Consider the following 26,701-nt stretch of genomic DNA (forward strand, 5'->3'; position numbering starts at 1 on the left):
ACTGGAGGAGAACATCACGCATGAATCCGGACAACGTATCGAATGTCGCAATGGCGGCCCACGCGAACCCCGGCGGCAGCGCTTCCGCACCGGTTCCCGCCATCAATCCGTCGCAAACCGCGCTGCTCGTCATGCATTACCAGACCGACATCCTGGGACTCTTTCCGTCGGTCGCCCCCGAATTGCTCGCCAATACGCGCAAGCTGTGCGACGCGGCGCGAGCCGGCGGCGTCGGCGTCTGGTTCGCGAACCTCCGGTTCAGCCCCGGCTATCCGGAAGTCAGCCCGCGCAACAAGAACGGCCAAGGCATCAAGCAGCTCGGCCTGTTCGTCGACGACGGCACGTGCCCGGAGCTGGGCCGGCAGCCCGACGAACCGCTGATCGTCGCGCACCGCGCGAGCGTATTCTTCGGCACCGATCTGCAGGCGCGGCTGGTCGCGCAAGGCGTCGATTCGCTGATCATGGTCGGCATCGCGTCGACCGGCGTGATGCTGTCGTCGATCGCCTACGCGAGCGACGCGGACTTCCGCCTGTATACGGTCAAGGACTGCTGTTATGACCCGGACCCGATCGTCCATGAGCATCTGTTCTCCACCGCGTTCGAATCGCGCACGACGGTGCTGTCGCTCGCGGATGCATTGCGGCTGCTCGGATAACGGACCCGGTTGTTCGTCGCGTGGAGCGCGCTGCCGGCGGTACTGACCACCGGCCAGCAGCGCGTCGCGGATGCCGCATGGAGCGGCGCCGTAGGATGCGCAGCCCGACACGGTCGACGACCACGAGCACCCGTTCGACACGCCGGAACCAGCCCGGCTACGGTGATTGCACATCCCGCCGAAGCCATGACGGGCGACGACGTGCGCGATGCCGCGCACGTCGACCGCCCCCCCTTACTTCGCGATAAACACACCCGACGTAGGGCACGTGCCCTGCGTATTGCCGTCCGTCACGAGCGACGCGGCGCTCGGGAACTGCGTGGTCGCATTCGTCTTCACCGCGATCCACGCTTCGGTGAAATAGCTGACGCCATTGGTCTTCATGCACTTCAGCGACACCGCGCTGCGCGTATTGCTGCCGAACGCGCCTTCGAATGCGGACAGCAACTGGTTACGCGTGACCGTCTTGCCCGCGTTCGCCTGCAGGTACGCATTGAACGACGTGTTGCCGAGCCGGCTGATCATGCCCGACGCCTCGTTCCAGTACGCATCGGGCGACGCTGAATTCGAGCAGGTGCCGTGCTTGAACCACTCGTGCTTGTCGAGACACGATGCAACGCCAGGCATATACGTCGACAACGTGTTGCGGGTCGCGCTGCTGATCGGGTAGGCATCCATGCTGCACCACTGATGCGCGTTGTCGAGGTCGACGTCGTTCTGCGGCACGCCGCAGTAGAACGGCTGGTTGCCGTCGTACCGGTTCGGCCACAGGCCATGCAGCGACAGGCTCGTCGCCGCATACGAGCCGGCGAGGTTCGTGCATTCGGGTGTGTCGTGCGACGCGCAGAAACCGGGCTCCCACGACGCGGCGAGCAACAGGTAGTCGTAGCTGGTCTGCGCGGTGGCGGGCAGCGAGGCGGAAGCGACGGCGAGTGCGACAGCGGCGCGGGCGAGCGTCTTGAGCATGGCGTTTCCTCGGAAAAGGCTTGCGGTCGCGGGATGCGCCGCAAGATTGTCGAATGTCTGCCTGCGATTGTTGCTACCGCAACGTGGCACGAATGTGAAGGTGGCCGAATTATGTGCGGTGGCGCGGGCGTGTGCCGTCGCACCGCGCGATACCCGAGCGGAACGCGGACGCAAGCTCGGCGGCTTGCTCCGCGCCCTGCCCGATACCGCACACGGCCGACGCGTGCCGCCACTCCGGCGGCACGCCGTTGCTCACGATCCGGCACCCAGTTGCTTGCATGCGCGCGCAACCGATTCGGGACCTTCGAGCACGAGGATCTGCCACACGCCGACGCTGACGCGCCGGCGCGCCGCCGTCGACGAATCGGCCAGCAGCGCCTCGACGCGCGGCGCGGCGGCAGGCGCCTGCTGCTTCAGCGCCGCGTGATGCCGCGCACGCGACGCCGGCCCGGATTCGTACACGTCGCACAGGCGCACCATGCCGGCGAGGCCGGCCGCGTCGTCGTCCTTGTCGATCGCGGCCGGCTCGACCGGTGCGAGCCCGTTGCGCTCGTCTGCCGGCAGCTTGCTGCGCGCGCCTTCGTCGATCGATGTGGCGGACGCCGGCGGCAGCCCGCCCATCGCCGCAACGATCCGGCTGCCTGAGGCGATCATGTCGCCCTGGCACTCGATCTTCTCGGCGGCCGCGACATTCGAGCAGAACGACACCGAAACCCGGTACACGTCGTTGCTCATGCGCGGCACGTCGTCCGTGCTCGCCTGCGCGAGGCCGGCGCTTGCCAGCGCCAGCACAGCGGGAATCAGGATGCGGAAAGCGCTCGTCTTGTTCATTGTCGTTTGTTGTTTGTCGGGTTCTGACGGCGGGCAACTTCGCCGGGCCGCACGGTGGCGGCTCCTGCGGCGCCGGGCCCTCATCCGGCGCCACGCGATTACTTCACCGACGCAGCCTCCGATCCGCCGGACGACAGCGCCGCGCTGTCCTGCTCGCGCCACGCGCGGCGCGACGCCACGATCGCCTTCACCGCCGAGCGCGCGACCTTCCACCACGCGAACGGCCGCGGGTCGGCCAGCATGCTGAGCGCGCGTGCATAGTCGAGCGTGAGGCCGGGCGTCCACGCCATCGTCACCGCGCGCTTGCGGATCTGCGCGGCAACCCACAGCTCGGGCGTGAGCAGCAGCCGGACGAACGCGCCCCACCCGGCCCGCGTGCCCTTGAGCCGCCACACCGCGCCGTCGAGCGCGGCTTCGAGCGCGTTCGACACGGTGCTCGAGCAGTTGCGGTGCGTGAGGTTGTACGTCACGTTCTGCCGGTATGCCGACCAGAATGCATCCAGCTTCGCCGGATCGTAGTTGCGGATCCGCACGCGCACGGTCGACGGGCACCACGCCTTCGACTCGGTCGCGTAGTCGGGCTGGAACAGGCCCGGCACATCGTTTTCGCGCGTGGCGCGCAGGATGCGCGTGAATTCGTCCGGAGAACGATCGATTTCGACGCCCGGATACAGGCTGATATAAATGCCCTCCGGCGACTCCAGCGCCGCGTGCCCGGTCGAGATCACGCCGTTGACGTCCACCGCCGCGATATAGCGGTCGATCACCGGATAGCGCTGCGCTTCGGCCTTCGACGTGCCGGTCGGCGTCCACACGTGCACGGTGAGCGCGCGCTCGCCGTCGGCCGGCGGGCCGTCCCATTCGGATTGCGCGAAATGCGGCCGGTCGCGCGCATCGTCGAGGTCGGGCGCGAGCGCCGGCGCGGGTGACGTCGCGAACGCGGGATTGCGCGTGAGCCGGCGCACGCGCGCGGCGAGGCTCAGCATGTGCATCCCGCCGAAGATCAGCAGCAGGCCGAGGCAGTACGGCACGGTGCCCACATAGTGCGTCGGGTACGGCTGGAAGAAGAAGATCGCCAGCAGGATTTCGACGACACCCCACGCGAACGCGACGTTCCAGCGGCGGTAGCGCACCATCCATGCGGACGTGCATTGCAGCAGCCCGTCGACGAGGAACAGCGTGCCGAAGATCATCGACAGCAGGAAATGGCCGTGGTGATGGCCGGCAAACACGAGCCCCGCGGCCGCCACGACCACGATGCCCTTCACGTAGCGCAGGATGCGCTGCCCGCCGACGCCGCTGCCAGCCACCGCGAGCGTTGCGAGCCCTTCGATCAGAAACAGCCACGCAAACAGCTCGATCGGGAAATGCAGCGCGCCGTCGAACGCGTCGACGAAGATGACGACGCCCGCGACGACCCACACCCAGCCAAGCACGGTCAGCCCGCGCCAGCGGGTTCGCAGATATTCGATGCCCAGCAGCAGCAAGATCAGTCGTACCATCGCGCCCTCGTGTCATTTTTCTGGAAACGCGCGGCCACGCGTTTCCTGTCATTCCGACCGTACGCCGCGCCACGCGCCGGTCGGAAAGCGGCAATCGTTGCCGGCGCGTCATGCCGTCGACATGACCGATGGCGGCCGGCACGCGCCGCTCTGGCCGAATAATAAGATATGGCGACGCAGGTTGAAAGGCTGGCGAAAACGTCTTCGGTGCGACGCTGAAGGGTCCGACGGCCCGCTGCCACGGCAGGTTTCCCGTTCGACAACGCGCGGCGGATACGCGAGAATCCTGCTTCCGAGGGCGAAAGCCACTGAACTGAACCGCACCAGACGGGACAACAAGAAATGAGCATATCGATCACGCGCCGGCGCCTGCTGGCCGCCAGCATGGCCGCGAGCAGCCTCGCGCTGTCGGGCTGTTTCACGCCGAAGCTGTACAAGGACGACGCATACAGCGAAAACGTATCCGGATTCATGATGACCGAGGACGGCAAGAAGCTGGTCGTCCTCGGCACGCGCTATCACTACATCTTCGATCTGCCGGCCCAATTGCGGCCGGTACTGCAATCCGGCTACCGGAAATCGCTGCGCACGACGTTTGCCGGCTTTCATGCGAGCGGCGGCAGCGTCACCGGCCACTACCGGATCGTGTTGCCGAAGGACGCATCGGAAGACGATCGACAGGCCGCCGCCGACGACGGATTCACCAGCGCGCCGGCCGGTCTCGTGCTCGAAGGCGACATCGACGGCAAGCGCTATTCGACGGAAGGCTTCGCCGAGAAGGACAAGGGTGTCGCGCAGCCGTTCAACCGGCGGTATTCGGTGTATATCAGGGAATCGCCGTCCGTTGTCGGCATGGGTCTGCGGATTCTCGCCACGCCGATCACGGTTGCCGCCGACGGCGTGCTCGTGCTGGGCGGCATCGTGCTCGTGCCGTTCGCGGCCATCGCGATCCAGGCAAACGGCGGCATCCGGATCATGTAAGGAGGCGCGCGCGGCGCCCTGCAGCGCCGATGGCAGCGGCCCGCGACACGCGAGCGCTCACGACGACCGCAACCGGAGCATCGCCATGACCGCCTCACCGCTTTACACGCCACCGCTCGGCCCGCAGCTCAGGCGCTGGCGCGCGCTGCACCGCGTGAAGCAAAGCCACGCCGCAGAATTGTTCGGCGTCGCGCAATCGACGATCTCGCGCTGGGAAGCCGGCATCCAGCAGATGTCGCCCGACGAGCGCGCGACGGCCGAGCGGCTGCTCGCCGCGCGCCTCGATTCCGCAGGCGACCACGCGCTCGCGCGGCTCATCGCGGGCAGCGCGGGCCGCATGCATCTGGTGTGCGACCTCACGCACCGCCTGCTCGCCAGTTCACCGGCGCGTGCGGCCGAGTTCTCGCAGCCGCTGCCGATGCTGCTCGGCACGTCGCTGTGGCGCTACGCGACGCCGGAAATCGTCCGCATGGAAGCCGCGCTCGACACGCTCGGCTGGCACGATCGCGCGGGGCCGCCGAGCGTCGAATTCGACACCGGCGCGAATGCGTCGCGCGTCGTGCCGATCCGCGGCAGCACGTGCCGGTGGACGCGGATGACGCTGTCGGACGGCTCGGCCGCGCGGCTGGTCGAAACGCTCTAGCACGCCGCGCATATTTCATGCGTGGACGAACCGCGCGCGGCCGCCTTACGCTTGATGGCTCACCGCAAGGACTCCGACCATGAACCCCGACACGATCCACGCGCGCCTCGATTTCCTGCGCGAAGCCGAACGCCTGAAGAACGTGCTGCGCAGCGGCCACACGTCGGCCGGGCGCGCGGAAAGCACGGCCGAGCATAGCTGGCGGCTGTGCCTGATGGCGCTCGTGTTCGCCGACGCGCTGCCCGGCATCGATACGCTGAAGCTGCTGAAGCTGTGCGTCGTCCACGATCTCGGCGAGGCGCTGCACGGCGACATCCCCGCGATCGAGCAGGCCGCGCACCCGGACAAAAGCGCGCACGAACGCGACGACCTGCTGACCCTGACGGCGTCGCTCGATCGCACGCTGCGCGACGAGATCGTCGCGCTGTGGGATGAATACGAAGCAGCCGCGTCGCCGGAAGCGCGCTCGGCGAAGGCGCTCGACAAGCTCGAGACGATCCTGCAGCACAACCAGGGCAGCAATCCGCCCGATTTCGACTACGCGTTCAATCTCGGCTACGGCCGGCGCTATACCGACGCCGCACCGCTGTTCAGTGCGATCCGCGATATCGTCGACGCGGATACGCGACGCCGGATCGACGCGGGCGGGCAGCGCGTGTAATCTCGCGGAATCGCGCGTTCGGCACACTCGTGAACCTGCTGATCGGCAGCGGCTTCACGCTCACGCATCTCGACGAATGGGGGCCGACGCAGGAACAGGTCGAGGCAATGCCCGCACTCGACGAGGAACGCGACCGGCCGATGACGGCAATCGTCGCCGCACAGCGGTAACAACGCGCCACGGCCTTCCCCGCCCCTTTCACAGATCGCAACAATGTCACCGCCCGGCCCCCACTCTGGCGCAACGCTCGCACAATTCAGCACAATTTCCACACGATTTGGCGCGAAATCCTCGCTTACCATGAGCGCCTGATTCGAATCGGCACGCCCGCGCGATGCGTACGCGGATGCCGTCGCGGGCAACACGCCCGGCATGCGACGCCGACCGGATCGTCCCGCCCGGTCGCACGCATCGCCGGCGCCCGCTTCATCCTCGCCGCATTCTCATGACTCAGAAACCCCATCGCCGTCGGCGCATCGTGCTGGCCATCATCGCGGTCGTTGCGATCGTCACCGGCGTCTCGCTCACGGTATTCGCGCCCGACAAGCATCCGCAGTACCTGTCCGCGCCGGTCACGCGCGGCGATCTCGAGAACGCGGTGCTCGCGACCGGCGCGCTGCAGGCGTTCAAGCAGGTCGACGTCGGCGCACAGGTATCGGGGCAATTGAAGACGCTGAAGGTGAAGCTCGGCGACAAGGTCGCGAAGGGCCAATGGCTCGCCGAAATCGATCCCGTGATCTCCGAAAACGCGCTGCGCCAGGCGCGCGCCAGCGAAGAAAGCCTGCGCGCGCAGCACCAGTCGACCGCCGCGCAACTGACGCAGGCGGAACTCGCATTCCGGCGCCAGCAGGCGATGCTGCCCGACGATGCGACGTCGCGCGAGTCGTTCGAGGCCGCGCGCGCGACGCTCGACATGCAGCGCGCGACGCTCGCGTCGCTCGCCGCGCAGATCCGCTCGGCCCGCATCCAGATCGAGACCGCGCAGGCCAACCTCGGCTACACCCGCATCGTCGCGCCGATCGACGGCGAGGTCGTCGCGATCGTCACGCAGGAAGGCCAGACCGTGATCGCGCAGCAGCAGGCGCCGGTGATCCTGAAGCTTGCGGATCTCGACACGATGACCGTGAAGGCGCAAGTGTCGGAAGCCGACGTGATCCGCGTGAGCGCCGGCCAGACCGCGTATTTCACGATCCTCGGCGAACCGGACAAGCGCCACTACGGCAGGCTGCGCGCGATCGAGCCGGCGCCGCAGAACTTCGCCGACGCGCAGAGCGCGCTCGGCGGCGGCGCGGGCGGCGGCACGAAACCGAACGCCGCCGTGTTCTACAACGCGCTGTTCGAAGTACCGAATCCCGAGCACCGGCTGCGTATCTCGATGACCGCGCAGGTCGGCATCGTGCTCGGCAACGCGCGCAACGCGCTCAACATCCCGGCCGCCGCGCTCGGCGAAAAGCGCAAGGACGGCAGCTATGCGGTCCGCGTGCTGCGCGCCGACGGCAGCACGGTCACGCGCAACATCCGCATCGGCATCAACAACAACGTACGCGTCGAAGTGCTGGCCGGCCTGAAGGACGGCGAGCGCGTCGTGATCGGCGAAGCCGCCACGGACGAGCACGCGCCGCTGGCGGACGTGGTATGACGATGAGCCGGCCCCTGCTGAAACTCTCGAGCGTCACGCGGCGCTTTCCGGCCGGCGACAAGGATGTCGTCGTCCTGAACAACGTCAACCTGTCGATCGACGCGGGCGAGATCGTCGCGATCGTCGGCGCGTCGGGCTCCGGCAAGTCGACGCTGATGAACATCCTCGGCTGCCTCGATCATCCGAGCGAAGGCATCTACACGGTCGGCGGACGCGACACGCACATGCTCGACAGCGACGAGCTCGCGCAGCTGCGCCGCGAGCACTTCGGCTTCGTGTTCCAGCGCTATCACCTGCTGCCGCACGTCGACGCGGCCGCGAACCTCGAAATGCCGGCGATCTATGCGGGCACCCCGCGCGCGGAGCGGCACGAACGCGCACGCGAGCTGCTCGCGCGCCTCGGGCTCGCGGATCGCGCGCACCACCGGCCCGGGCAACTGTCCGGCGGCCAGCAGCAGCGCGTGAGCATTGCGCGCGCGCTGATGAACGGCGGCCAGGTGATCCTCGCCGACGAGCCGACCGGCGCGCTCGACACGAAAAGCGGCCAGGACGTGATCCGCATCCTGCACGAGCTGAACGCGCTCGGCCATACGATCGTCATCGTCACGCACGACAAGGACGTCGCGCGCCATGCGCGGCGCATCATCGAGATCTGCGACGGCGAGATCGTCGCCGACCGGCGGAATCGCCACTATGCGGAAGCGCTCGCGGAAGCCGGCATCGATGCGGCCGAAGCGGCAGCCGGCACGCCGGCCACGCGCGATCGGCACGACGACCCGCCGCCCGCCGACGCCGAAACCGGCACGCGCGCGCGCCGCTTCGCGGCCGGCTCCGGCCGCTTCGCCGAGGCGTGCCGGATGGCGTGGATCGCGCTCGTGTCGCACCGGCTGCGCACGCTGCTGACGATGCTCGGCATCATCATCGGCATCACATCGGTCGTGTCGATCGTCGCGATCGGCGAAGGCGCGAAGCGCTACATGCTCGACGAGATCGGCAGCATCGGCACGAACACGATCAACGTCTATCCGGGCACCGACTGGGGCGACAGCCGCGCGGACGCGATCCAGACGCTCGTACCCGCCGATGTCGCCGCGCTTGCCGAGCAGCCGTACGTCGACAGCGCCACGCCCGAGACGTCGCGCACGCTGCTGCTGCGCTACCGCAACATCGACGTCAACGCGCTCGTGAGCGGCGTCGGCGACCGCTTCTTCCAGGCGCGCGGAATGCGTTTCGCGCTGGGTGTCGCGTTCGACGAGGACGCCGTGCGCCGCCAGGCGCAGGTGGCCGTGATCGACCAGAACACGCGCCGCAAGCTGTTCGGCGCGACGCGCAATCCGGTCGGCGAAGCGATCCTGGTCGACAACGTGCCGTGCGTCGTGATCGGCGTCACGGCCGACAAGAAGAGCGCGTTCGGCAGCGTGAAGAGCCTGAACGTATGGGTGCCATACACGACCGCGAGCGGGCGCCTGTTCGGCCAGCGCCATCTCGACAGCATCACCGTGCGCGTGCGCGACGGGCAGCCAAGCGCCGCCGCCGAGAAAAGCCTCGAAAAGCTGATGATCCAGCGCCACGGCCGCAAGGACTTCTTCACGTACAACATGGACAGCGTGGTCAAGACCGTCGAGAAGACCGGGCAGTCGCTGACGCTGCTGCTGTCGCTGATCGCGGTGATCTCGCTCGTCGTCGGCGGGATCGGCGTGATGAACATCATGCTCGTGTCGGTCACCGAGCGCACGCGCGAAATCGGCATCCGGATGGCGGTCGGCGCACGCCAGTCCGACATCCTGCAGCAGTTCCTCGTCGAGGCCGTGCTCGTCTGTCTGCTCGGCGGTACGATCGGCATCGTGCTGTCGTTCGGGCTCGGCGCGGTGTTCTCGATGTTCGTCGCGCAATGGAAGATGGTGTTCTCCGCCGGCGCGATCGTGACGGCGTTCGTCTGCTCGACGCTCACCGGCGTGATATTCGGTTTCATGCCCGCGCGCAACGCGTCGCGGCTCGATCCGATCGATGCGCTCGCGCGCGACTGACGAAAGCCCTGCCATGACGCATTCCTCACCGCTTCGCCGCCTCGGCGCATTCGCCTGCGCGGCCGCGCTGCTGGCCGGCTGCACATCCGCGCGCCACGAACCGCTGCCGGCCGTCGCGATGCCCGCGAACTGGGCCGCGCCGGTCGCGGCCGACGCGCCGGCCACCACGCGCGACTGGTGGCGCAGCTTCGGCGATACGCAACTCGACCGGCTGATCGACGACGCGCTGCGCGCCAACAACGACCTCGCGATCGCGGCGATCCGCGTGTACCGCTCGCAATTGCAGGCCGGGCTCGTCGACACGAACCTGACGCCCGCCGTATCGCTCGGCGCGAACGGCGCCGTGTCGCGCACGCTCGATACGCACCGGATGAGCCGGTCGAGCGGCATCAACGGTTCGCTCAGCTATGAAATCGACCTGTGGGGCCGGCTGGCCGCGCTGCGCGATGCCGCGCACTGGGAAGCCGACGCAACGGCCGCCGATCTCGAAGCCGCGCGGCTGTCGCTGATCGGCACGACGGCGTCGCTGTACTGGCAGATCGGCTATCTGAACCGGCAGATCGCGCTCGGCGACTCGAATATCGCGTATGCGGTACGCACGCTCGCGATCGTCCGGTCGCGGCACGCGGCCGGCGCCGTGTCGGGGCTCGATCTCGCGCAGGCCGAGCAGAGCCTGTCCGCGCAACGCGCCGCGCAGACCCAACTGATCCAGCAGCGCACCGAGAAGCGCCACGCGCTCGCGCTCCTGTTCGACCGGCCGCCGCAGCAGCTCGCGGCCGAACCGGCGGCGCTGCCCGACGCGCCGCCGCCGGAAGTAGCCGCCGGCCTTCCGGCCAGCCTGCTCGGCCGGCGCCCGGACCTGCGCGCGGCGGAATTCCGGCTGCGCGAATCGCTCGCGCAGGTCGACGCGACGCGCACGAGCTTTTATCCGACCTTCACGCTGACCGGCAGCGCCGGTACGACGAGCACCAGCCTCGAGCGCGTGCTGACGAATCCGGTCGGCACGCTCGGGCTCGGCCTTGCGCTGCCGTTCATCCAGTGGAACACGATGCAACTGCAGATCAAGGTGTCGAAGTCGCAGTACGAGGAAGCGGTAGTCGGGTTCCGCCAGCGGCTCTACACGGCGCTCGCGGAAGTCGAGAATGCGCTGTCGGCGCGCGTGCAACTCGAACGCGAGGCCGAACAGCGGGCGCTATCGCTGGCCCAGGCGCAGCGCGCCGAGCAGCTTGCCGCCGCGCGGTTCGCGGCCGGCGCGACCGCCGTGCAGCCGTGGCTCGACCAGCAGCAGCGGCTGCGCGACGCGCAAAGCGCCGACGAACTGACGCGCCTGAACCGGCTCAACAACCAGATGACGCTGTATCGCGCGCTCGGCGGCGGCACGTCCTGACCGGCGTGCCGCCGCAATGGATACGCCGAGTCATTCGCACACGGTCGCCCCGCGCCGAGCCGGCGCGAACGCCACCGCGCTCGCGGTGGCGAGCACGGCCACGCCGGCCGCGGCGTACACCATCACCCAGCCGAACCCGTGCACGAGCGCCGCGTGCAGCGCCGCGCCGCTCGGGTCGGCCTGCGCGAGCGCCGGTGCGATCTGCTGCAGCCCGTCGGTGCGGCCCGACGCGATCTCCTGCGCGAGCCGGCGCAGCGCCGCGTCGCCGATCGCGCCCGCGACGCCGCCCTTCAGGCTCGCGACGATCCCCGCGACCAGCACGAAGCCCATCGCCGCGATGTTCAGCGCGAGCGAGATCATCCGCGCGCTCATGTCGATGCCCGATGCCATCCCGGCCCGCGAACTCGGCACCGCGCCCGTCGTCGTGTTGGTGACCGGCGTGTTCGTGAGTCCGAGCCCGATGCCGGCGATCACGCAGCCGGGCAGCATCGTGAGCCAGCTCGCGTGGTCGGCCGCGCTGCCGACCCGCATCAGCGCGAAGCCGGCCGCGATCGTGAACAAGCCGCCCGGGATCACGACGCCCGGCCCGTAGCGCAACGCGAGCCGTTCGCCGAACGGCGGCACGACCAGCGTCGGCAGCGTGTATGCGAGCAGCGCGAGGCCGGCCGTCACGCTGTCGTAGCCGAGCGCGACCTGGAACCAGATCGGCAGATAGATCATGAACGGCCAGAAGCTGAAGTTCATCCCCATCGAGCCGAAGATCGCACCGGTGAACGCGCGGATCCGGAACACCGAGAAATCGAACATCGGCCGCGCGCTGGCGCGTTCCGCGACGAAAAAGCCCGCGAGCGCCAGCACGGTCGCGCCGAGCACGCCGAGGCCGGCCGCGCTCGTGAGCCCGAGTTCCGCGCTCTGCGTGATATAGAACGCGAGGCCGAGCACCGCGAACGACAGCGTGACGATGCCCGCGACGTCGAGCGTGCCCGCGTGCGGATCGCGCGACTCCTGCACCGCGCCGCCGATCAGCACGAGCGCGATGGCCGCGAGCGGCGCATGGACGAGGAACACCCACGGCCAGCTCGCCAGCGCGACGATCGCGCCGCCGACGATCGGCCCGAAGCCGAGCCCGATCCCGAACACGATCCCCCAGATCCCGAACGCGCGGCCGCGCTCGCGGCCCTCGCGGAACTGGTGCGACAGCACGGCGATCTGGCAGATCAGCATCGCGCCGCCGCTCGCGCCCTGCAGCAGCCGGCCCGCGACGAGCACCGGCACGTTCGGCGCGAGCCCGCACAGCAGCGACGTCGCGCCGAACAGCACGGTGCCGATCACGTACACGCGCTTGCGGCCGAACCGGTCCGCGAGCGTGCCGGCCGCCATCAGCACCGTCGTACATGCGATCGTGTACGCGTTCATGATCCACTGCATGCCGTTGAAATCGCCATGCAGCACGTGTTCGAGCGTCGGCAGGATCACCGGCACGCTCGAGATTTCGAGGCCGAACATCAGCGACGTGAGACAGACGGCCGCGAGCGCGACCGCATTCCTGCGGGAGTCGGATAGCGTCATGCGTATTGCGCGGCGGCCCGGCAACAGGCCGCGCGCCTCCAGTGAGAAGGGTTCGCCGCGTGCGGCCGGCGGCGCACGCTGAACGGGAATCGGTACTATAGTGAGAATTTCGATCCCCATTGACGCACCCATTTCTCCGAACTGGGGAATCACAGGACTCAATCAGCACACCCTGCCATGACCGACAGACTCGACGGCGTAACGACCTTCGTCCAGGTGGTGGAATCGGGCAGCTTCGCGCTCGCCGCGGAGCGGCTCGACATGACGCGCTCGGCCGTCGGCAAGGCGGTCGCGCGGCTCGAGAAGCGGCTCGGCGCGCGGCTGTTGCAACGCACGACGCGCAGCCAGAGCCTGACCGACGACGGCCAGGCGTACTACGACCGCTGCGTGCGCGCGCTCGCGGAACTGGAGGCCGCGGAAGCCGATCTCGACTGCGGCCGCAACGAAGCGCGCGGCAAGCTGCGGCTGAGCGTGCCGCTCGCGTTCGGGCATCACTGCGTGACGCCGATCGTGCTCGACCTCGCGCGCACCTATCCGCATCTGCGGATCGACGTGTCGATCACCGACCGCTTCGTCGATCTCGTCGAGGAAGGCATCGATCTCGCGGTGCGGATCGGCACGCTCGCGGACAGCACGAGCCTCGCGGTGCGCCGGCTCGGCACGCAATACGGCAGCCTCGGCGCGGCGCCGTCGTATCTCGCCCGCTACGGGATGCCGAAGTCGCTCGACGATCTGAAGCACCACCGGACGATCGCGTATTCGCGCTCGGGCGTGCCGCAGCCGTGGGACCTGCGTGCGCCGGACGGCTCGACGGTGCGCGTCGACATGCAGCACCAGTTGAGTTTCGACGACGTGCAGGCGATCGCGGCGGCCGGTGCGTCGGGGTTCGGTGTCGCTTGGCTGCCGAGCTGGCTGCTGGATTACTACGTGAAGCGCGGCGAAATGGTGGTCGTGCTCGACCGCTGCTTCGTCTGCGAAGGCGACATTCACGCGATCTGGCCGAAGACACGCTACCTGCCGCGCAAGACGCGCTGCGTGATCGACGCGCTCGCAGAGGCGGTGCCGCCGATGATCGAGCGCCGGGATGAGTTCACTGCGATGAAATGAAACCGACGCGCCGCACGGCGCGTCGGGTGCGTCATGCGGCGCCGAGATCGGCGAGCGGATGGGCAAACAGCTTCCACGGCGACGTCAGGAAATGCCGCACGCGTTCGGCGCGCAGCTCGACGAGCGATGCGGGCGCCCAGCGCGGCTTGCGATCCTTGTCGACGAGATGCGCGCGCACGCCTTCGCAGAAATCGCCTTCCTCGATCGCGCGCGCGACGATGCCGAGCTCCATCCGGAACGATTCGGCAAGCGTCATCTGCCGGCCGCGCAGCAGCGCTTCGCGCGTCACGTGCAGCATCGTCGGCGAATGGCCGGCGAGTGCATCGAGGGTCGCCTGCAGCCATTGACGGTGCTCGCGCGTCAGCTCGTCGCGTGCGAGTTCCTGCGTCAGCGTCGCGACGATCCGCTCGACGGTCGAACGCTTGTCGAAGTGACGGACGATCCACGGCATCTGGCTGTCGAGCGCCGCATGCGGCACGACGTTGCACGGCGGTTCGAACACCTTGCGCAGCGCCGGCAGCACGTCGCCGTCCCACTTGACGCTTTCGATGCGCGTCTCGAACGTGTCGAGCCACGCGGACGGCACACACAGATCGGCCAGCTTCGCGGTCAGCGCGTCGGCGCCCGACAGCATCGCGCCGGTCAGCCCCACGTACAGCTCGAGCTCGACCGGCATGCGCGACAGGAAATGCGTCGCGCCGACGTCAGGCACGAGGCCGATGCGCGTCTCCGGCATCGCGATCTTGCTGCGCTCGGTCGCGACGCGCAGCGCCGCGCCTTGCGCGAGGCCCATGCCGCCGCCCATCGTCACGCCGTCCATCAGCGCGACCACCGGCTTCGGGAACGTGTGGATCGCATGGTCGAGCCGGTATTCGTCGACGAAGAACGGCAGCCAGGTTTCGCGCTGCGCCACCATCCGGTACAGCGCACGCACGTCGCCGCCCGCGCAGAAACCCTTCTCGCCCGCGCCGCGCAACACGACCGCGACGATCTGGTCGTCGCGACGGCAGCGCTCGAAGAGCGCGGCCAGCTCGCCGATCATCGCGTACGACAGCGCGTTGAGCGCGGACGGGCGGTTCAGCGTGATCAGCGCCACGCGGTTCACCACGCGGAACAGCACCTCGGGCGCGTGCTCCGCGAACGCGTCGTGATTCATGACCGGCGTGCTCATCGTTGCGGCTCTCCGTCGGTGCTCCATTGCGGCGCGCGCTTGCCGAGAAACGCGGCCACGCCTTCGCGCGGATCGTTCGTGTCGAACAGGTCGACGAAGCGTTCGCGCTCGACCGCGAGCGCCGCGCCGCGCGGCACGCCGCGACGCGCGAGGCCGATCAGCTCCTTGCTGTATGCAACCGCGTGCGGGCTCTGCCGCGCGACATTGCGCGCCAGCGCCAGCGCCGCGTCGCGTGCGGCCCCGCTCTCGACCACGTCTTCGACGAGGCCGATCCTGAGCGCCGTCGCCGCGTCGACGCGCGCGCCGGTCAGGATGATCTTCTTCGCCCAGCCTTCGCCGACGAGCCAGGGCAGCGTCTGCGTGCCGAGCCCGCACGGCAGCAGGCCGACCGACGGCTCGGGCAGCGCCATCTGCGCATGCGTCTCGGCGATCCGCAGGTCGCACGCGAGCGCGCATTCCAAGCCGCCGCCCATCGCATAACCGTTGATCGCCGCGATCGTCACGACGCGCGCATCGTGCAGCGCCTCGAACGCCGCGCCGAAGCGCGACGCCATCGCGCGCGCGACCGCGCGGTCGCCGTCGGCGAACGTGTTGAGGTCGGCGCCCGCGCTGAAGAACTTCGGGCCGTCGCCCGTGATCACCAGCGCGCGCACGCGCGGGTTCGCATTCAGCTCGGCGACGGTTTCCTGCAGTTGCTGCAGCCCGTCGGCGGTAAAGGCGTTCGCGGGCGGACGCTTGAGCGTCGCGCACGCGATCGCGCCGTCGTCGACGTAGTCCAGTTCGATCATCATGCGTCCTTCTTCGTTGCCGGTTGGTACAGGCGGATCACCGCCGAGAAATCGAGCTGTCCGTCGCCGCGGCTGCTCATCGTCTGGTAAAGCTGCTGCGCGAGCGCGCCGAGATAGACGGGCTGGCGCGCCTGCTTCGCCGCGTCGTTCGCGAGGCCGAGATCCTTCAGCATCAGGTCGGTGCCGAAGCCGCCCGAGTAGCCGCGCGACGACGGCGCGGTGTCGATCACGCCCGGGTACGGGTTGTACGTGTCCGAGCTCCAGCAGCGGCCGGTCGACGTGTTGACGATGCCGGCCAGCACCTTCGGGTCGATGCCGAGCGCGACGCCGAGCGACATCGCCTCCGACACGGCCGCCATCGAGATGCCGAGCACGAGGTTGTTGCAGACCTTCGCAACCTGCCCCATGCCCGTCGCGCCGCAATGGACGATGTTCTTGCCCATACCGGCGAGCACGGGCTTCACGCGCTCGAAATCCGCGTCGCTGCCGCCGACCATGAAGGTCAGCGTGCCGGCCGCCGCGCCGCCGGTGCCGCCCGATACCGGCGCATCGACGAATGCGCCGCCGTGCTCGCGCACCAGCGCGCCGAACGCCTGCGCGCTCGCCGGGTCGATGGTGCTCGAATCGATCACGGTCGCGCCCGCGCCGAGGCCGGCCAGCACGCCGTTCTCGCCGGACAGCACCGAGCGCACGTGCGGCGCGGCCGGCAGCATCGTGATCACGAACGTCGCGCCCGACGCGGCGTCGCGCGGCGACGCGGCAACCTGCGCGCCGGCGTCCTGCAGCGCGCGCAATGCATCGGCGCTCAGGTCGAACGCATGCACTTCATGGCCGGCTTTCAACAGGTTCAGCGCCATCGGCGCACCCATGTGGCCGAGGCCGATAAATCCGATTTTCATGTTCGTGTCCTCCGCCGCTCAATGCAGCCGAATCGTCGTATTCACCGGGCCGGCCGTCGTGTCGTCGTCGAACCAGCGCGCGGTGACCGTCTTCGTCTGCGTGTAGAACTGCACGACCTGCTTGCCGTACGGGCCGAGATCGCCGAGCTTCGAGCCGCGCGATCCGGTGAAGCTGAAGAACGGCACGGGCACCGGAATCGGGATGTTGATGCCGACCTGGCCGATGTCGATCTCGCTCTGGAACTTGCGCGCGGCCGCGCCGCTCTGCGTGAACAGGCCCACGCCGTTGCCGAACGGGTTCGCGTTGACGAGCGCGATCGCGTCGTCGAGCGAGTCGGCTTCGAGCACGACGAGCACCGGGCCGAAGATTTCATGCGTGTAGATCGACATGTCGGTCTTCACGCCCGAGAAGATCGTCGGGCCGATGAAGTTGCCGCTTTCGTAGCCGGCCACCTTCACGTCGCGGCCGTCGAGTTCGAGCTTCGCGCCTTCCTTCACGCCCGCCTCGATCAGCGACAGGATGCGTTCCTTGGCGGTCTTCGACACGACCGGGCCGACGTCGGTGCCGGCTTCCGCGCCCGCGTTCACCTTCAACAGCTTCGCCTTTGCGACGAGATCGGGCAGCCAGTCGCGCGCTTCGCCAACCAGCACCGCGACCGACGTCGCCATGCAGCGCTGCCCAGCCGCGCCGAAGCCGGCGCCGACGAGCGCATTGATCGTCTGCTCGCGGTTCGCATCGGGCAACACCACCGCGTGGTTCTTCGCGCCCATCATCGACTGCACGCGCTTGCCGTGCGCGCTGCCGAGCTGGTACACGTGCGTGCCGACGCGCGTCGAGCCGACGAACGAGATCGCCTTCACGAGCGGATGCGTGCAGATCGCATCGACGACTTCCTTGCCGCCGTGCACGACGTTCAGTACCCCTTTCGGTATGCCGGCCTCGATCGCGAGCTGAACGAGCTCCATGGTCGACATCGGGTCCTGCTCGGACGGCTTCAGCACGAACGTGTTGCCGCACACGATCGCCATCGGGAACATCCACAGCGGAATCATCGCGGGGAAGTTGAACGGCGTGATGCCCGCGCACACGCCGAGCGGCTGGCGCAGCGTGTAGGTATCGACGCCGCCCGCGACGTTCTCCGCGAATTCGCCGAGCTGCAGCGAGCCGATCGAGCACGCGTGCTCGACCACTTCGAGGCCGCGGAAGATGTCGCCTTCGGCATCGGGAATCGTCTTGCCCTGCTCGGCCGTCAGCGTCTTCGCGATGCGCTGCTGGTTCGTGCGCACGAGATCCTGGAACTTCAGCATGATGCGCATGCGCGCGGCGATCGGCGTGTTCTTCCACGTCGCATATGCGGCGTGCGCGACCTGCACGGCCGCGTCGACTTCCGCGACGGTCGCGAACGGCACGCGCGCGAGCACCTGCTGCGTCGCCGGGTTGACGATATCGCGCCACTCTTTCGTGGCGGACTCGACGAAGGCGCCATCGATCAGCAGCTTGACCGTCGGCACGTCTTGCCCCGTTTGGGGCGTCGGATTCGCGTTCATCGATCGTTTCTCCTTGCAGAGGGCCGCGAAGCGCAATACCGCCGCGCGGCCGGTTCAATTCGGCTGCGGGCGGCGGCCGCGGAATGCGGCGCGCGCGGCCCGCGGTCGGTCATTTCATTTCAATTCGGCGGCGAAATCTTCTTCCCAGTATTCGCCGGGCATTCGCGCGGCCGCGTCGTCGCCGCGCTCGATCTCGCGGCGGCGCAGCTCGACGCGGCGGATCTTCCCCGAGATCGTCTTCGGCAGCTCCGCGAACTGCAGGCGGCGAATGCGCTTGTACGGCGCGAGCTTGTCGCGCGAGAAGCGGAAGATTTCCAGCGCGAGCGCGGGGCTCTCCTCGTAGCCCTGCCGCAGCGTGATGAAGGTCTTCGGCACCGACAGCCGCACGGGGTCGGGGCTCGGCACGACGGCCGCCTCGGCGATCGCCGGATGCTCGATCAGCACGCTCTCGAGTTCGAACGGGCTCAACCGGTAGTCGGACGACTTGAACACGTCGTCCGCACGGCCGATATACACGTAGTAACCGTCGTCGCCGCGCATCGCGATGTCCGACGTGCGGTAGTGGCCGTCGCGCATCGCGTAGGCGGTCGCGTCGGGGTTGTTCGCATAGCCGTTCATCAGCCCGACCGGGCGCGCGACGTCCGGGCCGATCGGCAGCGCGACCTCGCCTTCGGTCACGGGCACGCCGTCCGGATCGAGCAGCGCGATCCGGTAGCCGGGCAGCGGCCGGCCCATCGAGCCCGCGACGACCGGCTGGCCCGGCGAGTTGCCGATCAGGCAGGTCGTCTCGGTCTGGCCGTAGCCGTCGCGGATCGTGATGCCCCACGCCTTCTTCACGCGCTCGATGATCTCGGGATTCAGCGGCTCGCCCGCACCGACGATCTCGCGCAGCTTCACGTCGAACGACGCGAGCGGCTGCTGCACGAGCATGCGCCATACGGTCGGCGGCGCGCATAGCGTCGTCACCTGGTATTTGACGAGCGCATCGAGCACGACCTTCGGCTCGAAGCGCGCGTAGTTGAATGCGAACACGCACGCCTGCGCGTTCCACGGCGCGAAGAAGCAGCTCCACGCATGCTTCGCCCAGCCGGGCGAGCTGATGTTCCAGTGGATGTCGCCCGGCTGCAGGCCGACCCAGTACATCGTCGACAGATGGCCGACCGGATAGGTGCGGTGCGTATGCTCGACGAGCTTCGGCTTCGACGTCGTGCCCGACGTGAAGTACAGCAGCATCGGATCGTTTGCATGCGTGACGGCGTCCGGCTCGAACACGGCACTCGCCGCGTAGCCGTCGTTCATCGCGAGCCAGCCCGCGCGCGGCGCGCCGGCGACGATCTTCCGCGCGAGGCCAAGGTCGGGCTGTTCGAATTTGGCGGTTTCGTTCTCGTCGACGATCGCGTATTTCGCGCCGCCGATCTGCACGCGGTCGCGCACGTCGTCGGCCGACAGTTGCGTGGTCGCGGGCAGCACGATCGCGCCGAGCTTCATCGCGGCGAGCATCGCGTCCCACAGTTCGACACGGTTCGGCAGCATCAGCAGGATGCGATCGCCGCGCACGACGCCGATCGAGCGCAGCCAGTTCGCGATCCGCGACGAACGCTCGGACATCTGCGCGAACGAATACGGATCGCCCGTACCGGTCGCCGCGTCGACGATCCACAGCGCGGGCCGGTCGTTGCCGCGCGCCATCGGGTCGAAGTAGTCGAGCGCCCAGTTGAACGCATCGAGCACCGGCCACTCGAAATCGCGGTACGCGGTTTCGTAGTCGGTGCGATGGCGCAGCAGAAAGTCGCGTGCGTCCAGGAATGCCTGTACCGTCATCGTTTCCTCCAGTCTCCATGCCTCGCGGTCAACCGGTGCATGCGCTGCAGCCCATGCCCGATTCCCTGTGGCGCGGCGCACGGTCACGTCGTTGCGTGCCGCGTTTACCGCGCTGCCCTCGTGCCCTGCGTGATGCTTTTGCTGACGCGACCGCCGCGGCTCAAAGCTGCCGTGCGATCACCATCCGTTGCACTTCGCTGGTGCCTTCGTAAATCTGCGTGATGCGCGCGTCGCGATAATGACGCTCGACTTCGTAATCGACCAGGTAGCCGTAGCCGCCGTGGATCTGGATCGCGTCCGAGCACACGCGCTCGGCCATCTCCGATGCGAACAGCTTCGCCTGCGACGCTTCCGACAGGCACGGCAGCCCGGCCGTGCGCAGCTTCGCCGCGTGATGCACGAGCAGGCGCGCGGCGTTGATCTGCGTGGCCATGTCGGCGAGCTTCTGCTGGATCGCCTGATGCTCGGCGATCGGCTTGCCGAACTGCACGCGCTCGCCCGCATAACGGCGCGCCTTGTCGAACGCGGCGCGCGCGATGCCGAGCGCCTGCGCGGCGATGCCGATGCGCCCGCCCTCGAGATTCGACAGTGCGATCTTCAGCCCTTCGCCGCGATTGCCGAGCAGGTTCTCCTCCGGAATCGCGCAGTTCTCGAACGTGATCGCGCACGTGTCCGATGCGCGGATGCCCATCTTCTTCTCCGGCTTGCCGACGATGAAGCCCGGCGTGTCGGTCGGCACCAGGAACGCGGAAATGCCGCGCTTGCCGGCTTCCGGGTCGGTCATGGCAAAAACGATCGCGACACCGGCGCGCTGGCCGTTGGTCACGAACTGCTTCGCGCCGTTCAGCACCCATTTGCCGTCGCGCAGCTCCGCGCGCGTGCGCAGGTTGTTCGCCTCGGAGCCGGCTTGCGGCTCGGTCAGGCAGAACGCGCCGATCACGCGGCCGGCCGCCATGTCGGCCAGCCAGCGCTCTTTCTGCGCCGGCGTGCCGAAGCCGAGGATCGGGCCGCAGCCGACCGAGTTGTGCACGCTCATCAGCGTCGCGCACGCGGCGTCGCCGGCGGCGATTTCCTCCATCGCCAGCGCATACGCGACGTAGTCCGTATACGAGCCGCCCAGCTCCTGCGGCACGATCATCCCGAGCAGGCCGAGTTCGCCGAGCTGCGCGACGATGGCGTCGGGCAACTGCGCATCGTGGTCCCACTGCGCGGCGTTCGGCGCCAGCATCTCGGTGGCAAAAGCGCGCGCGGCGTCGCGGATCATCCGCTGGTCTTCGGTGTAAAGCTCGTCCATGGTGCTGCTGTCTCCCGCGGCCGCCGGGCGCGACCGTCCTTGTGTTTCGATGCAACAAGTGTAGGCAAGCGCGCGCGACTGTTCGATGCTCGCGTCGCTCATTTACACTGAGCGTTTTTGCCATACCGGCGGCACGATGAAGCAGGAAGACAAGGGAACCGTCGCGATCAGCCTCGTCGCTTACAGCGTGGCGCTCGCGACCCGGCGCGGCATCGCGGCCGAGCCGCTGCTCGCGCAGGCCGGCATCGCGCCCGCGCTGCTCGGACAGCCGCGCGCACGTGTATCCGCGCAGCAATACGGCGCGCTATGGAACGCGATCGCGCGCGCGCTCGACGACGAGTTTTTCGGGCAGGATCGCCACCCGATGCGCAGCGGCAGCTTCATCGCGATGAGCCAGGCCGCGCTGTCCGCGCGCGACGGGCTGCACGCGATGGCGCGCGCGGTGAATTTCATGCACTGCGTGCTCGACGACCTGCACGCGGAGCTCGACGCGAACCCGCAGCGCGTGCGGCTGCGCTTCGTGCACCGCAACAACGGTGCGACACCCGCGATGTTCACGTACGCAACCTATTTCATCATCGTCTACGGGCTCACCTGCTGGCTGATCGGGCGGCGCATCCCGCTGCTGCACGCGAGCTTCCGCTGCGACACACCGCCCGCCGATCACGAATACCCGTCGATGTTCTGCGACGACATGCGCTTCAACGAGCCCGATTCGTATGTCGATTTCGATCCCGAATTCGCGACGCTGCCGGTCGTGCAGAACGCGAAGACGCTGAAGACGTTCCTGCGCAACGCGCCGGCCAGTTTCATCGTCAAGTACCGCAACCCGAACGCGCTCGCGCAGCGGGTGCGCGCGGTGCTGCGCGGGATGCCGCCCGCCGCGTGGCCGGGCGCGGGCGGGATGGCCGCGCGGCTGCACGTGGCCGAGGCGACGCTGCGCCGCAAGCTGCACCAGGAAGGCCATGCGTACCAGTCGATCAAGGACGCGCTGCGGCGCGATCTCGCGTTCGAGGCGCTGGCCGACCCTGCTCGCACGATCGCCGACGTCGCGGCCGCGACCGGCTTCGCGGAACCGAGCGCGTTCTACCGCGCGTTTCGCAAATGGAGCGGGCGCAGTCCGGCCGACTATCGCGACGAAGTGCTGGCGCGGGGCGGCGGCGCAGGCTGAATCCGGCCACGGCTTCGCGCTTTGCGCCGAAACCGCCTAATCTTTAAGCATCGGGCCAACGCCCTTTCCGCGAGCCGGACGGCGTGCGACTGTGCGCCGCCCGGACGCCCCGATGCGCCTCCACCGTCACGGGCCGCCGCCGGCGCCTGCCGCGCCAGACGGCCGCCCCCGTCACCCGCTGTCCGCGCGGGTCGCGCGCGCCGCGCTGTTCGCGGCGCTGCTTGTCGTATGTGCGGCCGTCGCCGCAGCGCCGCCCGCCGCTGCACCCGCAGCCGCGCGCCCGGTCGTCGTGATCCCCATCAACGGCGCGATCGGGCCGGCCAGCGCCGACTTCATCGTTCGCTCGCTCGATCGCGCCGCGCGCGACCACGCGCCGCTCGCGATCCTGCAGCTCGACACGCCCGGCGGCCTCGACACGTCGATGCGGCAGATCATCAAGGCCATCCTCGGCTCGCCGGTGCCGGTCGCCGCATTCGTCGCGCCGGGCGGCGCGCGGGCCGCGAGCGCGGGCACCTACATCGTCTATGCGAGCCACTTCGCGGCAATGGCGCCCGGCACCAATCTCGGCGCGGCGTCGCCCGTGCAGTTCGGCATCGGCGGCGGCGGCGGCGCGCCGGCGCCGGGCACCAACCCCGCTGCGCCGCGAGCACCGCCGGCCGGGACGCCGGGTGCATCGGGAGCCTCGGGTACGTCGCCGGCCGCGCTGCCGACCGACACGCAATCGACCGAAATCCGCAAGGCGATGCAGGACTCCGCCGCCTACATCCGCGGCCTCGCGCAGTTGCGCGGGCGCAATGCCGAATGGGCCGAGCGCGCGGTGCGCGAGGCCGTCAGCCTGTCGGCGACCGAGGCGCGCGCGCAGCACGTCGTCGACCTGATCGCGCAGGATCCGGCCGACCTCGCGCGCCAGCTCGACGGCCACAGCGCGACGACCACCGCCGGCACGCTGCGGCTCGCGACCGCACATGCGCCGCTCGTCGTGGTCCTGCCCGACTGGCGCAGCCGCTTCCTGTCGATCATCACCGATCCGAATGTCGCGCTGATCCTGCTGACGATCGGCATCTACGGCCTCTTCTTCGAGTTCGCGAACCCCGGCTTCGTGCTGCCGGGCGTCGCCGGCACGATCTGCCTGCTGATCGGGCTGTTCGCGATGCAGTTGCTGCCGATCAGCTATGCGGGCCTCGGCCTCGTGCTGCTCGGTCTGGGTTGCCTGGTCGCGGAGGCGTTCCTGCCGACCTTCGGCGTGCTCGGTTTCGGCGGAATCGTGTCGTTCACGATCGGCGCGCTGATGCTGATCGATACCGAGGTGCCCGGCTACGGGATTCCGTGGCCCGTGATCGCGAGCCTCGCGCTCGGCGGCGGGCTGCTCGTCGCGGGCGTGTCGAGCGTTGCGCTGCGCGCGCGGCGGCGCCCGGTCGTGACGGGCGCCGAGGCGATGGTCGGCAGCATCGGCGAAGTGCTCGACGACGGCCTGTGCGCCGACCAGCCGCGCGGCGCGGCCGGCCCCGCGCCATCGGCCGCGGGTTGGGCGCGCGTGCATGGCGAGCGCTGGCGCGTCGCGAGCAGCGTGCCGCTCGCCGCGGGCTCCCGCGTGCGCGTCACCGGCCGCCAGGGATTGCTGCTCACCGTCTCACCGCTCTACGACGTGCCGGTTCAGGAACAACAACACCACGGAGAACCAACATGATGGGCTACACCTTCGGCTTCAGCAGCGTCCTGATCGTCTTTGTCGTGGTGCTCGTCGCGTCGTCGATCCGCATCTTCCGCGAGTACGAGCGCGGCGTGGTGTTCATGCTCGGCCGGTTCTGGAAAGTGAAGGGCCCGGGGCTCGTGCTGATCATCCCGATCGTCCAGCAGGTCGTGCGGATCGACCTGCGCACCGTCGTGTTCGACGTGCCGCCGCAGGACGTGATCACGCGCGACAACGTGTCGGTGAAGGTGAATGCGGTGGTGTATTTCCGCGTCGTCGATCCGGAGAAGGCCGTGATCCAGGTCGCGCGCTTCTTCGACGCGACGAGCCAGCTCTCGCAGACGACGCTGCGCTCGGTGCTCGGCAAGCACGAGCTCGATGCGCTGCTGGCCGAGCGCGAACAACTGAATGCCGACATCCAGAAGACGCTCGACGCGCAGACCGATGCGTGGGGGATCAAGGTGTCGACGGTCGAGATCAAGCACGTCGACTTGAACGAGACGATGGTGCGCGCGATCGCGCGGCAGGCCGAGGCCGAGCGCGAGCGGCGCGCGAAGGTGATTCATGCGGAAGGCGAATTGCAGGCGTCCGAGAAGCTGCTGCAGGCCGCGCAGCGGCTCGCACAGGAGCCGCAGGCGATGCAACTGCGCTATCTGCAGACGCTGACGACGATCGCGGCGGACAAGAACTCGACGATCGTGTTCCCGCTGCCGATCGATCTGCTGGGGGCGCTGCTGGACCGCTTGGGGCCGCCGCGCGCGCGCTGAGACGCGCGTCTCCCGGCCCGCGCGACGCCAACATCGATCCCGACGGACGCCGGGCCGCGACGGCCCGGCGTCCGGCGTACGTCAAGCCAGCAGCTTGCGCTCGGTCTTGCCGTACTTGATCGACTTCTCGTCCGGGATCATCAGGCCCGTGTGCTCGTCGCGGCCCTGCAGCAGGAAGCGCGCGTCCGGCTTGCCGATCTGCTCGGCCGCGAGCTTGCTGTCCGCGCCGATTTCGCCCTTCTTCATCCGATTGACGATCACGCCGGCCGCGGTGTCCTTGAAGTCGCGCAGCATCCACGCGTCGCCGTCGCTGTCGCCGAACACCAGCAGCGGGCCATAGCCCTTCTTCGATTCGAGAACATTGCGGATGCCGACCGTCTTGCCGGGGCCGTAGTTGAAGTGCCAGCCGTCCGGGTAGCGGCTTTCATACTTGCCATCGCGCATGTCGAGGCGCAGGCCGATCACGTTCCCGGGCGGCACGCCGTAGCCATAGTTCGGATTGCCGGCGAACACGCGCACGACATCGTCGAGCGACGCCGTGCTCACGTACACGTCGATGCCGTTCGCGCGCAGCGTGTGCATCACTGCGCGGATTTCCTCATGAATGCGGATGCCGTGGAAATGCGTGTCGGCCACTACACCGGCCTTGCCCGGCAGCGACTTCGGGCTTTCGTAGCGGACCTTGCGCAGCGCGTCGCCGATGCCGTAGTTGTTCGACGCTTCCGCCATCGCCTGCAGCTCGGCGGTCGTCATGTTCCTGTAGAAATAGATGATCCACTTGTAGCCGATCTCGAGCGGGTGCGTGTCGCAGATCGCGTCGTACATGAAGTACAGCTTCGCGCGGAAATCCTTGAACTGATCGGTCTCGCGAATCTCGTCGAGGCTCTTGCTGCCGCCGAATCCCTGGTAGTTCGCGTAGAGCCAGCGATAGTCGGATTCGACGTCGGCGGCGAGGTCTTCCATCGTCACCGGCTTGCCGTCGATCGTCGTGTAGTCCTTCACGAACGCGCCCTTCGGCACGTCCTTCCACATCACGTCGACGAATTCGTCCGGCGTCAGCTTGTACTGCAGATGGTTGATCTGGTACATCAGCAACGCCTCTTCGCAGTCGTTCATGATGCACGTGTTGTCCCAGTCGAACACCGCGTACGGGCGGCGCTTTTCGTCGTAGCGCGCGCTCGCGACGCCATGCCGGTCGAGCACCGCCTGCAGGCGCGCGGCGTTGAACGGCGACCAGCGGCCCGGGTCCAGCGCGTCCGGCGCGGTTGCGCTCTTCGCGCCGGCCGTGCCGGCCTTGAGCATCAGCGACGTCGCAGCGGTCGCCGCGGCAAGGGTATTCATGAACTTGCGGCGTTGCATGGTCTCTCTCCGTGGAAATGTCGAATCTCGAATCGGCTCGGTCGCTACCCTGCGCGGCGCACCGCGCACCGGCGGCTCATCGGCGCGTCGAAGCCGGGACGGCTCCGAACTGGGGGCGGATGATGTGACGAAATTATTTCGGCAATATGACGGCGTCACGTCGCGACGCGACGCGAAGTTGATCCGGCGCGACATGCCGGCCATCGCAAGGCGGCCGCACGCGG

Annotated in this window: 23 protein-coding genes; 12 read left to right on the plus strand and 11 right to left on the minus strand. The window is 68.5% G+C overall.

The window, feature by feature from the left end:
* Window positions 1–20 precede the first annotated feature (20 nt).
* A complete protein-coding gene (locus FPJ27_RS15665; protein ID WP_204421726.1) occupies window positions 21–656 on the plus strand; it encodes an isochorismatase family cysteine hydrolase in 636 nt (211 codons plus the stop codon).
* 234 nt (window positions 657–890) lie between these two features.
* Here the strand turns inward: FPJ27_RS15665 and FPJ27_RS15670 are convergent, their stop codons facing one another.
* From FPJ27_RS15670 to FPJ27_RS15680, 3 genes are all read right to left on the minus strand, one after another.
* A complete protein-coding gene (locus tag FPJ27_RS15670) occupies window positions 891–1,622 on the minus strand; it encodes a ribonuclease T2 (RefSeq protein ID WP_204421727.1) in 732 nt (243 codons plus the stop codon).
* 252 nt (window positions 1,623–1,874) lie between these two features.
* A complete protein-coding gene (locus FPJ27_RS15675) occupies window positions 1,875–2,453 on the minus strand; it encodes a hypothetical protein (RefSeq protein ID WP_204421728.1) in 579 nt (192 codons plus the stop codon).
* A gap of 98 nt (window positions 2,454–2,551) precedes the next feature.
* Window positions 2,552–3,955, minus strand: coding sequence for a DUF308 domain-containing protein (locus FPJ27_RS15680; RefSeq protein WP_204421729.1), 1,404 nt, complete (start codon window positions 3,953–3,955; stop codon window positions 2,552–2,554).
* 342 nt (window positions 3,956–4,297) lie between these two features.
* Between FPJ27_RS15680 and FPJ27_RS15685 the strand changes: the two genes are divergently transcribed.
* The 7 genes from FPJ27_RS15685 (at window position 4,298) to FPJ27_RS15715 (ending at window position 11,293) form a co-directional block, all read left to right on the plus strand.
* Window positions 4,298–4,936: a hypothetical protein gene (locus FPJ27_RS15685; RefSeq protein ID WP_204421730.1), complete on the plus strand. Its 639-nt coding sequence runs from the start codon at window positions 4,298–4,300 to the stop codon at window positions 4,934–4,936.
* Between the two features lie 85 nt (window positions 4,937–5,021).
* Window positions 5,022–5,579 carry a helix-turn-helix transcriptional regulator gene (locus FPJ27_RS15690; RefSeq protein ID WP_072441793.1) on the plus strand — a complete coding sequence of 186 codons (558 nt, stop codon included), beginning with the start codon at window positions 5,022–5,024 and terminating at the stop codon, window positions 5,577–5,579.
* Window positions 5,580–5,658: 79 nt separating this feature from the next.
* A complete protein-coding gene (locus FPJ27_RS15695; protein ID WP_204421731.1) occupies window positions 5,659–6,240 on the plus strand; it encodes an HD domain-containing protein in 582 nt (193 codons plus the stop codon).
* A gap of 29 nt (window positions 6,241–6,269) precedes the next feature.
* Window positions 6,270–6,410, plus strand: coding sequence for a hypothetical protein (locus tag FPJ27_RS15700; protein ID WP_239483215.1), 141 nt, complete (start codon window positions 6,270–6,272; stop codon window positions 6,408–6,410).
* A gap of 275 nt (window positions 6,411–6,685) precedes the next feature.
* Window positions 6,686–7,879 (plus strand): efflux RND transporter periplasmic adaptor subunit, encoded by a 1,194-nt coding sequence (locus FPJ27_RS15705; RefSeq protein ID WP_204421732.1) that lies wholly within the window; start codon window positions 6,686–6,688, stop codon window positions 7,877–7,879.
* A 2-nt stretch (window positions 7,880–7,881) separates the two neighbouring features.
* Window positions 7,882–9,906: a MacB family efflux pump subunit gene (locus FPJ27_RS15710; protein WP_204421733.1), complete on the plus strand. Its 2,025-nt coding sequence runs from the start codon at window positions 7,882–7,884 to the stop codon at window positions 9,904–9,906.
* Between the two features lie 13 nt (window positions 9,907–9,919).
* Window positions 9,920–11,293, plus strand: coding sequence for an efflux transporter outer membrane subunit (locus tag FPJ27_RS15715; protein WP_204421734.1), 1,374 nt, complete (start codon window positions 9,920–9,922; stop codon window positions 11,291–11,293).
* A 30-nt stretch (window positions 11,294–11,323) separates the two neighbouring features.
* On the opposite strand, the gene FPJ27_RS15720 is transcribed toward FPJ27_RS15715, so the two are convergent.
* Complete coding sequence (locus FPJ27_RS15720; protein WP_204421735.1) at window positions 11,324–12,862, minus strand: MFS transporter; 1,539 nt, start codon at window positions 12,860–12,862, stop codon at window positions 11,324–11,326.
* Between the two features lie 177 nt (window positions 12,863–13,039).
* Between FPJ27_RS15720 and FPJ27_RS15725 the strand changes: the two genes are divergently transcribed.
* Window positions 13,040–13,969, plus strand: a complete 930-nt coding sequence (locus FPJ27_RS15725; RefSeq protein ID WP_072441802.1) for a LysR family transcriptional regulator — start codon at window positions 13,040–13,042, stop codon at window positions 13,967–13,969.
* Window positions 13,970–14,000: 31 nt separating this feature from the next.
* Here FPJ27_RS15725 and FPJ27_RS15730 read toward each other — a convergent pair whose 3' ends face one another.
* The 6 genes from FPJ27_RS15730 to FPJ27_RS15755 form a co-directional block, all read right to left on the minus strand.
* The gene (locus FPJ27_RS15730) at window positions 14,001–15,140 is read right to left on the minus strand and encodes an enoyl-CoA hydratase/isomerase family protein (protein WP_072441804.1); all 1,140 of its coding nucleotides are present in this window, start codon (window positions 15,138–15,140) and stop codon (window positions 14,001–14,003) included.
* The gene (locus tag FPJ27_RS15735) at window positions 15,137–15,928 is read right to left on the minus strand and encodes an enoyl-CoA hydratase (RefSeq protein WP_072442055.1); all 792 of its coding nucleotides are present in this window, start codon (window positions 15,926–15,928) and stop codon (window positions 15,137–15,139) included. The genes FPJ27_RS15730 and FPJ27_RS15735 overlap by 4 nt, the downstream gene beginning before the upstream one ends.
* Window positions 15,928–16,827 (minus strand): 3-hydroxyisobutyrate dehydrogenase, encoded by a 900-nt coding sequence (gene mmsB, locus FPJ27_RS15740; RefSeq protein WP_011354325.1) that lies wholly within the window; start codon window positions 16,825–16,827, stop codon window positions 15,928–15,930. Before mmsB ends, FPJ27_RS15735 begins: the two co-directional genes overlap by 1 nt.
* A gap of 18 nt (window positions 16,828–16,845) precedes the next feature.
* A complete protein-coding gene (locus tag FPJ27_RS15745; RefSeq protein WP_204421736.1) occupies window positions 16,846–18,375 on the minus strand; it encodes a CoA-acylating methylmalonate-semialdehyde dehydrogenase in 1,530 nt (509 codons plus the stop codon).
* Between the two features lie 114 nt (window positions 18,376–18,489).
* Window positions 18,490–20,196, minus strand: a complete 1,707-nt coding sequence (locus FPJ27_RS15750) for an AMP-binding protein (RefSeq protein ID WP_204421737.1) — start codon at window positions 20,194–20,196, stop codon at window positions 18,490–18,492.
* A gap of 160 nt (window positions 20,197–20,356) precedes the next feature.
* Complete coding sequence (locus FPJ27_RS15755; protein ID WP_204421738.1) at window positions 20,357–21,490, minus strand: acyl-CoA dehydrogenase family protein; 1,134 nt, start codon at window positions 21,488–21,490, stop codon at window positions 20,357–20,359.
* 136 nt (window positions 21,491–21,626) lie between these two features.
* Between FPJ27_RS15755 and FPJ27_RS15760 the strand changes: the two genes are divergently transcribed.
* From FPJ27_RS15760 to FPJ27_RS15770, 3 genes are all read left to right on the plus strand, one after another.
* Window positions 21,627–22,661, plus strand: a complete 1,035-nt coding sequence (locus FPJ27_RS15760; RefSeq protein ID WP_162631713.1) for an AraC family transcriptional regulator — start codon at window positions 21,627–21,629, stop codon at window positions 22,659–22,661.
* Window positions 22,662–22,773: 112 nt separating this feature from the next.
* Entirely contained in the window at window positions 22,774–24,348 is a 1,575-nt protein-coding gene (locus tag FPJ27_RS15765) for a nodulation protein NfeD (protein WP_204421739.1), read from the plus strand.
* A complete protein-coding gene (locus FPJ27_RS15770) occupies window positions 24,345–25,118 on the plus strand; it encodes a slipin family protein (protein WP_072441817.1) in 774 nt (257 codons plus the stop codon). Before FPJ27_RS15765 ends, FPJ27_RS15770 begins: the two co-directional genes overlap by 4 nt.
* 81 nt (window positions 25,119–25,199) lie before the next feature.
* On the opposite strand, the gene FPJ27_RS15775 is transcribed toward FPJ27_RS15770, so the two are convergent.
* Window positions 25,200–26,477: an HAD family hydrolase gene (locus tag FPJ27_RS15775; protein ID WP_204421740.1), complete on the minus strand. Its 1,278-nt coding sequence runs from the start codon at window positions 26,475–26,477 to the stop codon at window positions 25,200–25,202.
* Window positions 26,478–26,701 lie beyond the last annotated feature (224 nt).

Origin of the sequence: Burkholderia sp. MS455, from assembly GCF_016899445.1 — a bacterium.
In the GTDB taxonomy this organism is placed as follows: Bacteria; Pseudomonadota; Gammaproteobacteria; order Burkholderiales; family Burkholderiaceae; genus Burkholderia; species Burkholderia pyrrocinia_C.

Coding starts and splice junctions, on each gene's coding strand:
- FPJ27_RS15665 (WP_204421726.1), top strand. CDS start 21: ATGAATCCGGACAACGTATCGAATGTCGCAATGGCGGCCCACGCGAAC.
- FPJ27_RS15670 (WP_204421727.1), bottom strand. CDS start 1,622: ATGCTCAAGACGCTCGCCCGCGCCGCTGTCGCACTCGCCGTCGCTTCC.
- FPJ27_RS15675 (WP_204421728.1), bottom strand. CDS start 2,453: ATGAACAAGACGAGCGCTTTCCGCATCCTGATTCCCGCTGTGCTGGCG.
- FPJ27_RS15680 (WP_204421729.1), bottom strand. CDS start 3,955: ATGGTACGACTGATCTTGCTGCTGCTGGGCATCGAATATCTGCGAACC.
- FPJ27_RS15685 (WP_204421730.1), top strand. CDS start 4,298: ATGAGCATATCGATCACGCGCCGGCGCCTGCTGGCCGCCAGCATGGCC.
- FPJ27_RS15690 (WP_072441793.1), top strand. CDS start 5,022: ATGACCGCCTCACCGCTTTACACGCCACCGCTCGGCCCGCAGCTCAGG.
- FPJ27_RS15695 (WP_204421731.1), top strand. CDS start 5,659: ATGAACCCCGACACGATCCACGCGCGCCTCGATTTCCTGCGCGAAGCC.
- FPJ27_RS15705 (WP_204421732.1), top strand. CDS start 6,686: ATGACTCAGAAACCCCATCGCCGTCGGCGCATCGTGCTGGCCATCATC.
- FPJ27_RS15710 (WP_204421733.1), top strand. CDS start 7,882: ATGAGCCGGCCCCTGCTGAAACTCTCGAGCGTCACGCGGCGCTTTCCG.
- FPJ27_RS15715 (WP_204421734.1), top strand. CDS start 9,920: ATGACGCATTCCTCACCGCTTCGCCGCCTCGGCGCATTCGCCTGCGCG.
- FPJ27_RS15720 (WP_204421735.1), bottom strand. CDS start 12,862: ATGACGCTATCCGACTCCCGCAGGAATGCGGTCGCGCTCGCGGCCGTC.
- FPJ27_RS15725 (WP_072441802.1), top strand. CDS start 13,040: ATGACCGACAGACTCGACGGCGTAACGACCTTCGTCCAGGTGGTGGAA.
- FPJ27_RS15730 (WP_072441804.1), bottom strand. CDS start 15,140: ATGAGCACGCCGGTCATGAATCACGACGCGTTCGCGGAGCACGCGCCC.
- FPJ27_RS15735 (WP_072442055.1), bottom strand. CDS start 15,928: ATGATCGAACTGGACTACGTCGACGACGGCGCGATCGCGTGCGCGACG.
- mmsB (WP_011354325.1), bottom strand. CDS start 16,827: ATGAAAATCGGATTTATCGGCCTCGGCCACATGGGTGCGCCGATGGCG.
- FPJ27_RS15745 (WP_204421736.1), bottom strand. CDS start 18,375: ATGAACGCGAATCCGACGCCCCAAACGGGGCAAGACGTGCCGACGGTC.
- FPJ27_RS15750 (WP_204421737.1), bottom strand. CDS start 20,196: ATGACGGTACAGGCATTCCTGGACGCACGCGACTTTCTGCTGCGCCAT.
- FPJ27_RS15755 (WP_204421738.1), bottom strand. CDS start 21,490: ATGGACGAGCTTTACACCGAAGACCAGCGGATGATCCGCGACGCCGCG.
- FPJ27_RS15760 (WP_162631713.1), top strand. CDS start 21,627: ATGAAGCAGGAAGACAAGGGAACCGTCGCGATCAGCCTCGTCGCTTAC.
- FPJ27_RS15765 (WP_204421739.1), top strand. CDS start 22,774: ATGCGCCTCCACCGTCACGGGCCGCCGCCGGCGCCTGCCGCGCCAGAC.
- FPJ27_RS15770 (WP_072441817.1), top strand. CDS start 24,345: ATGATGGGCTACACCTTCGGCTTCAGCAGCGTCCTGATCGTCTTTGTC.
- FPJ27_RS15775 (WP_204421740.1), bottom strand. CDS start 26,477: ATGCAACGCCGCAAGTTCATGAATACCCTTGCCGCGGCGACCGCTGCG.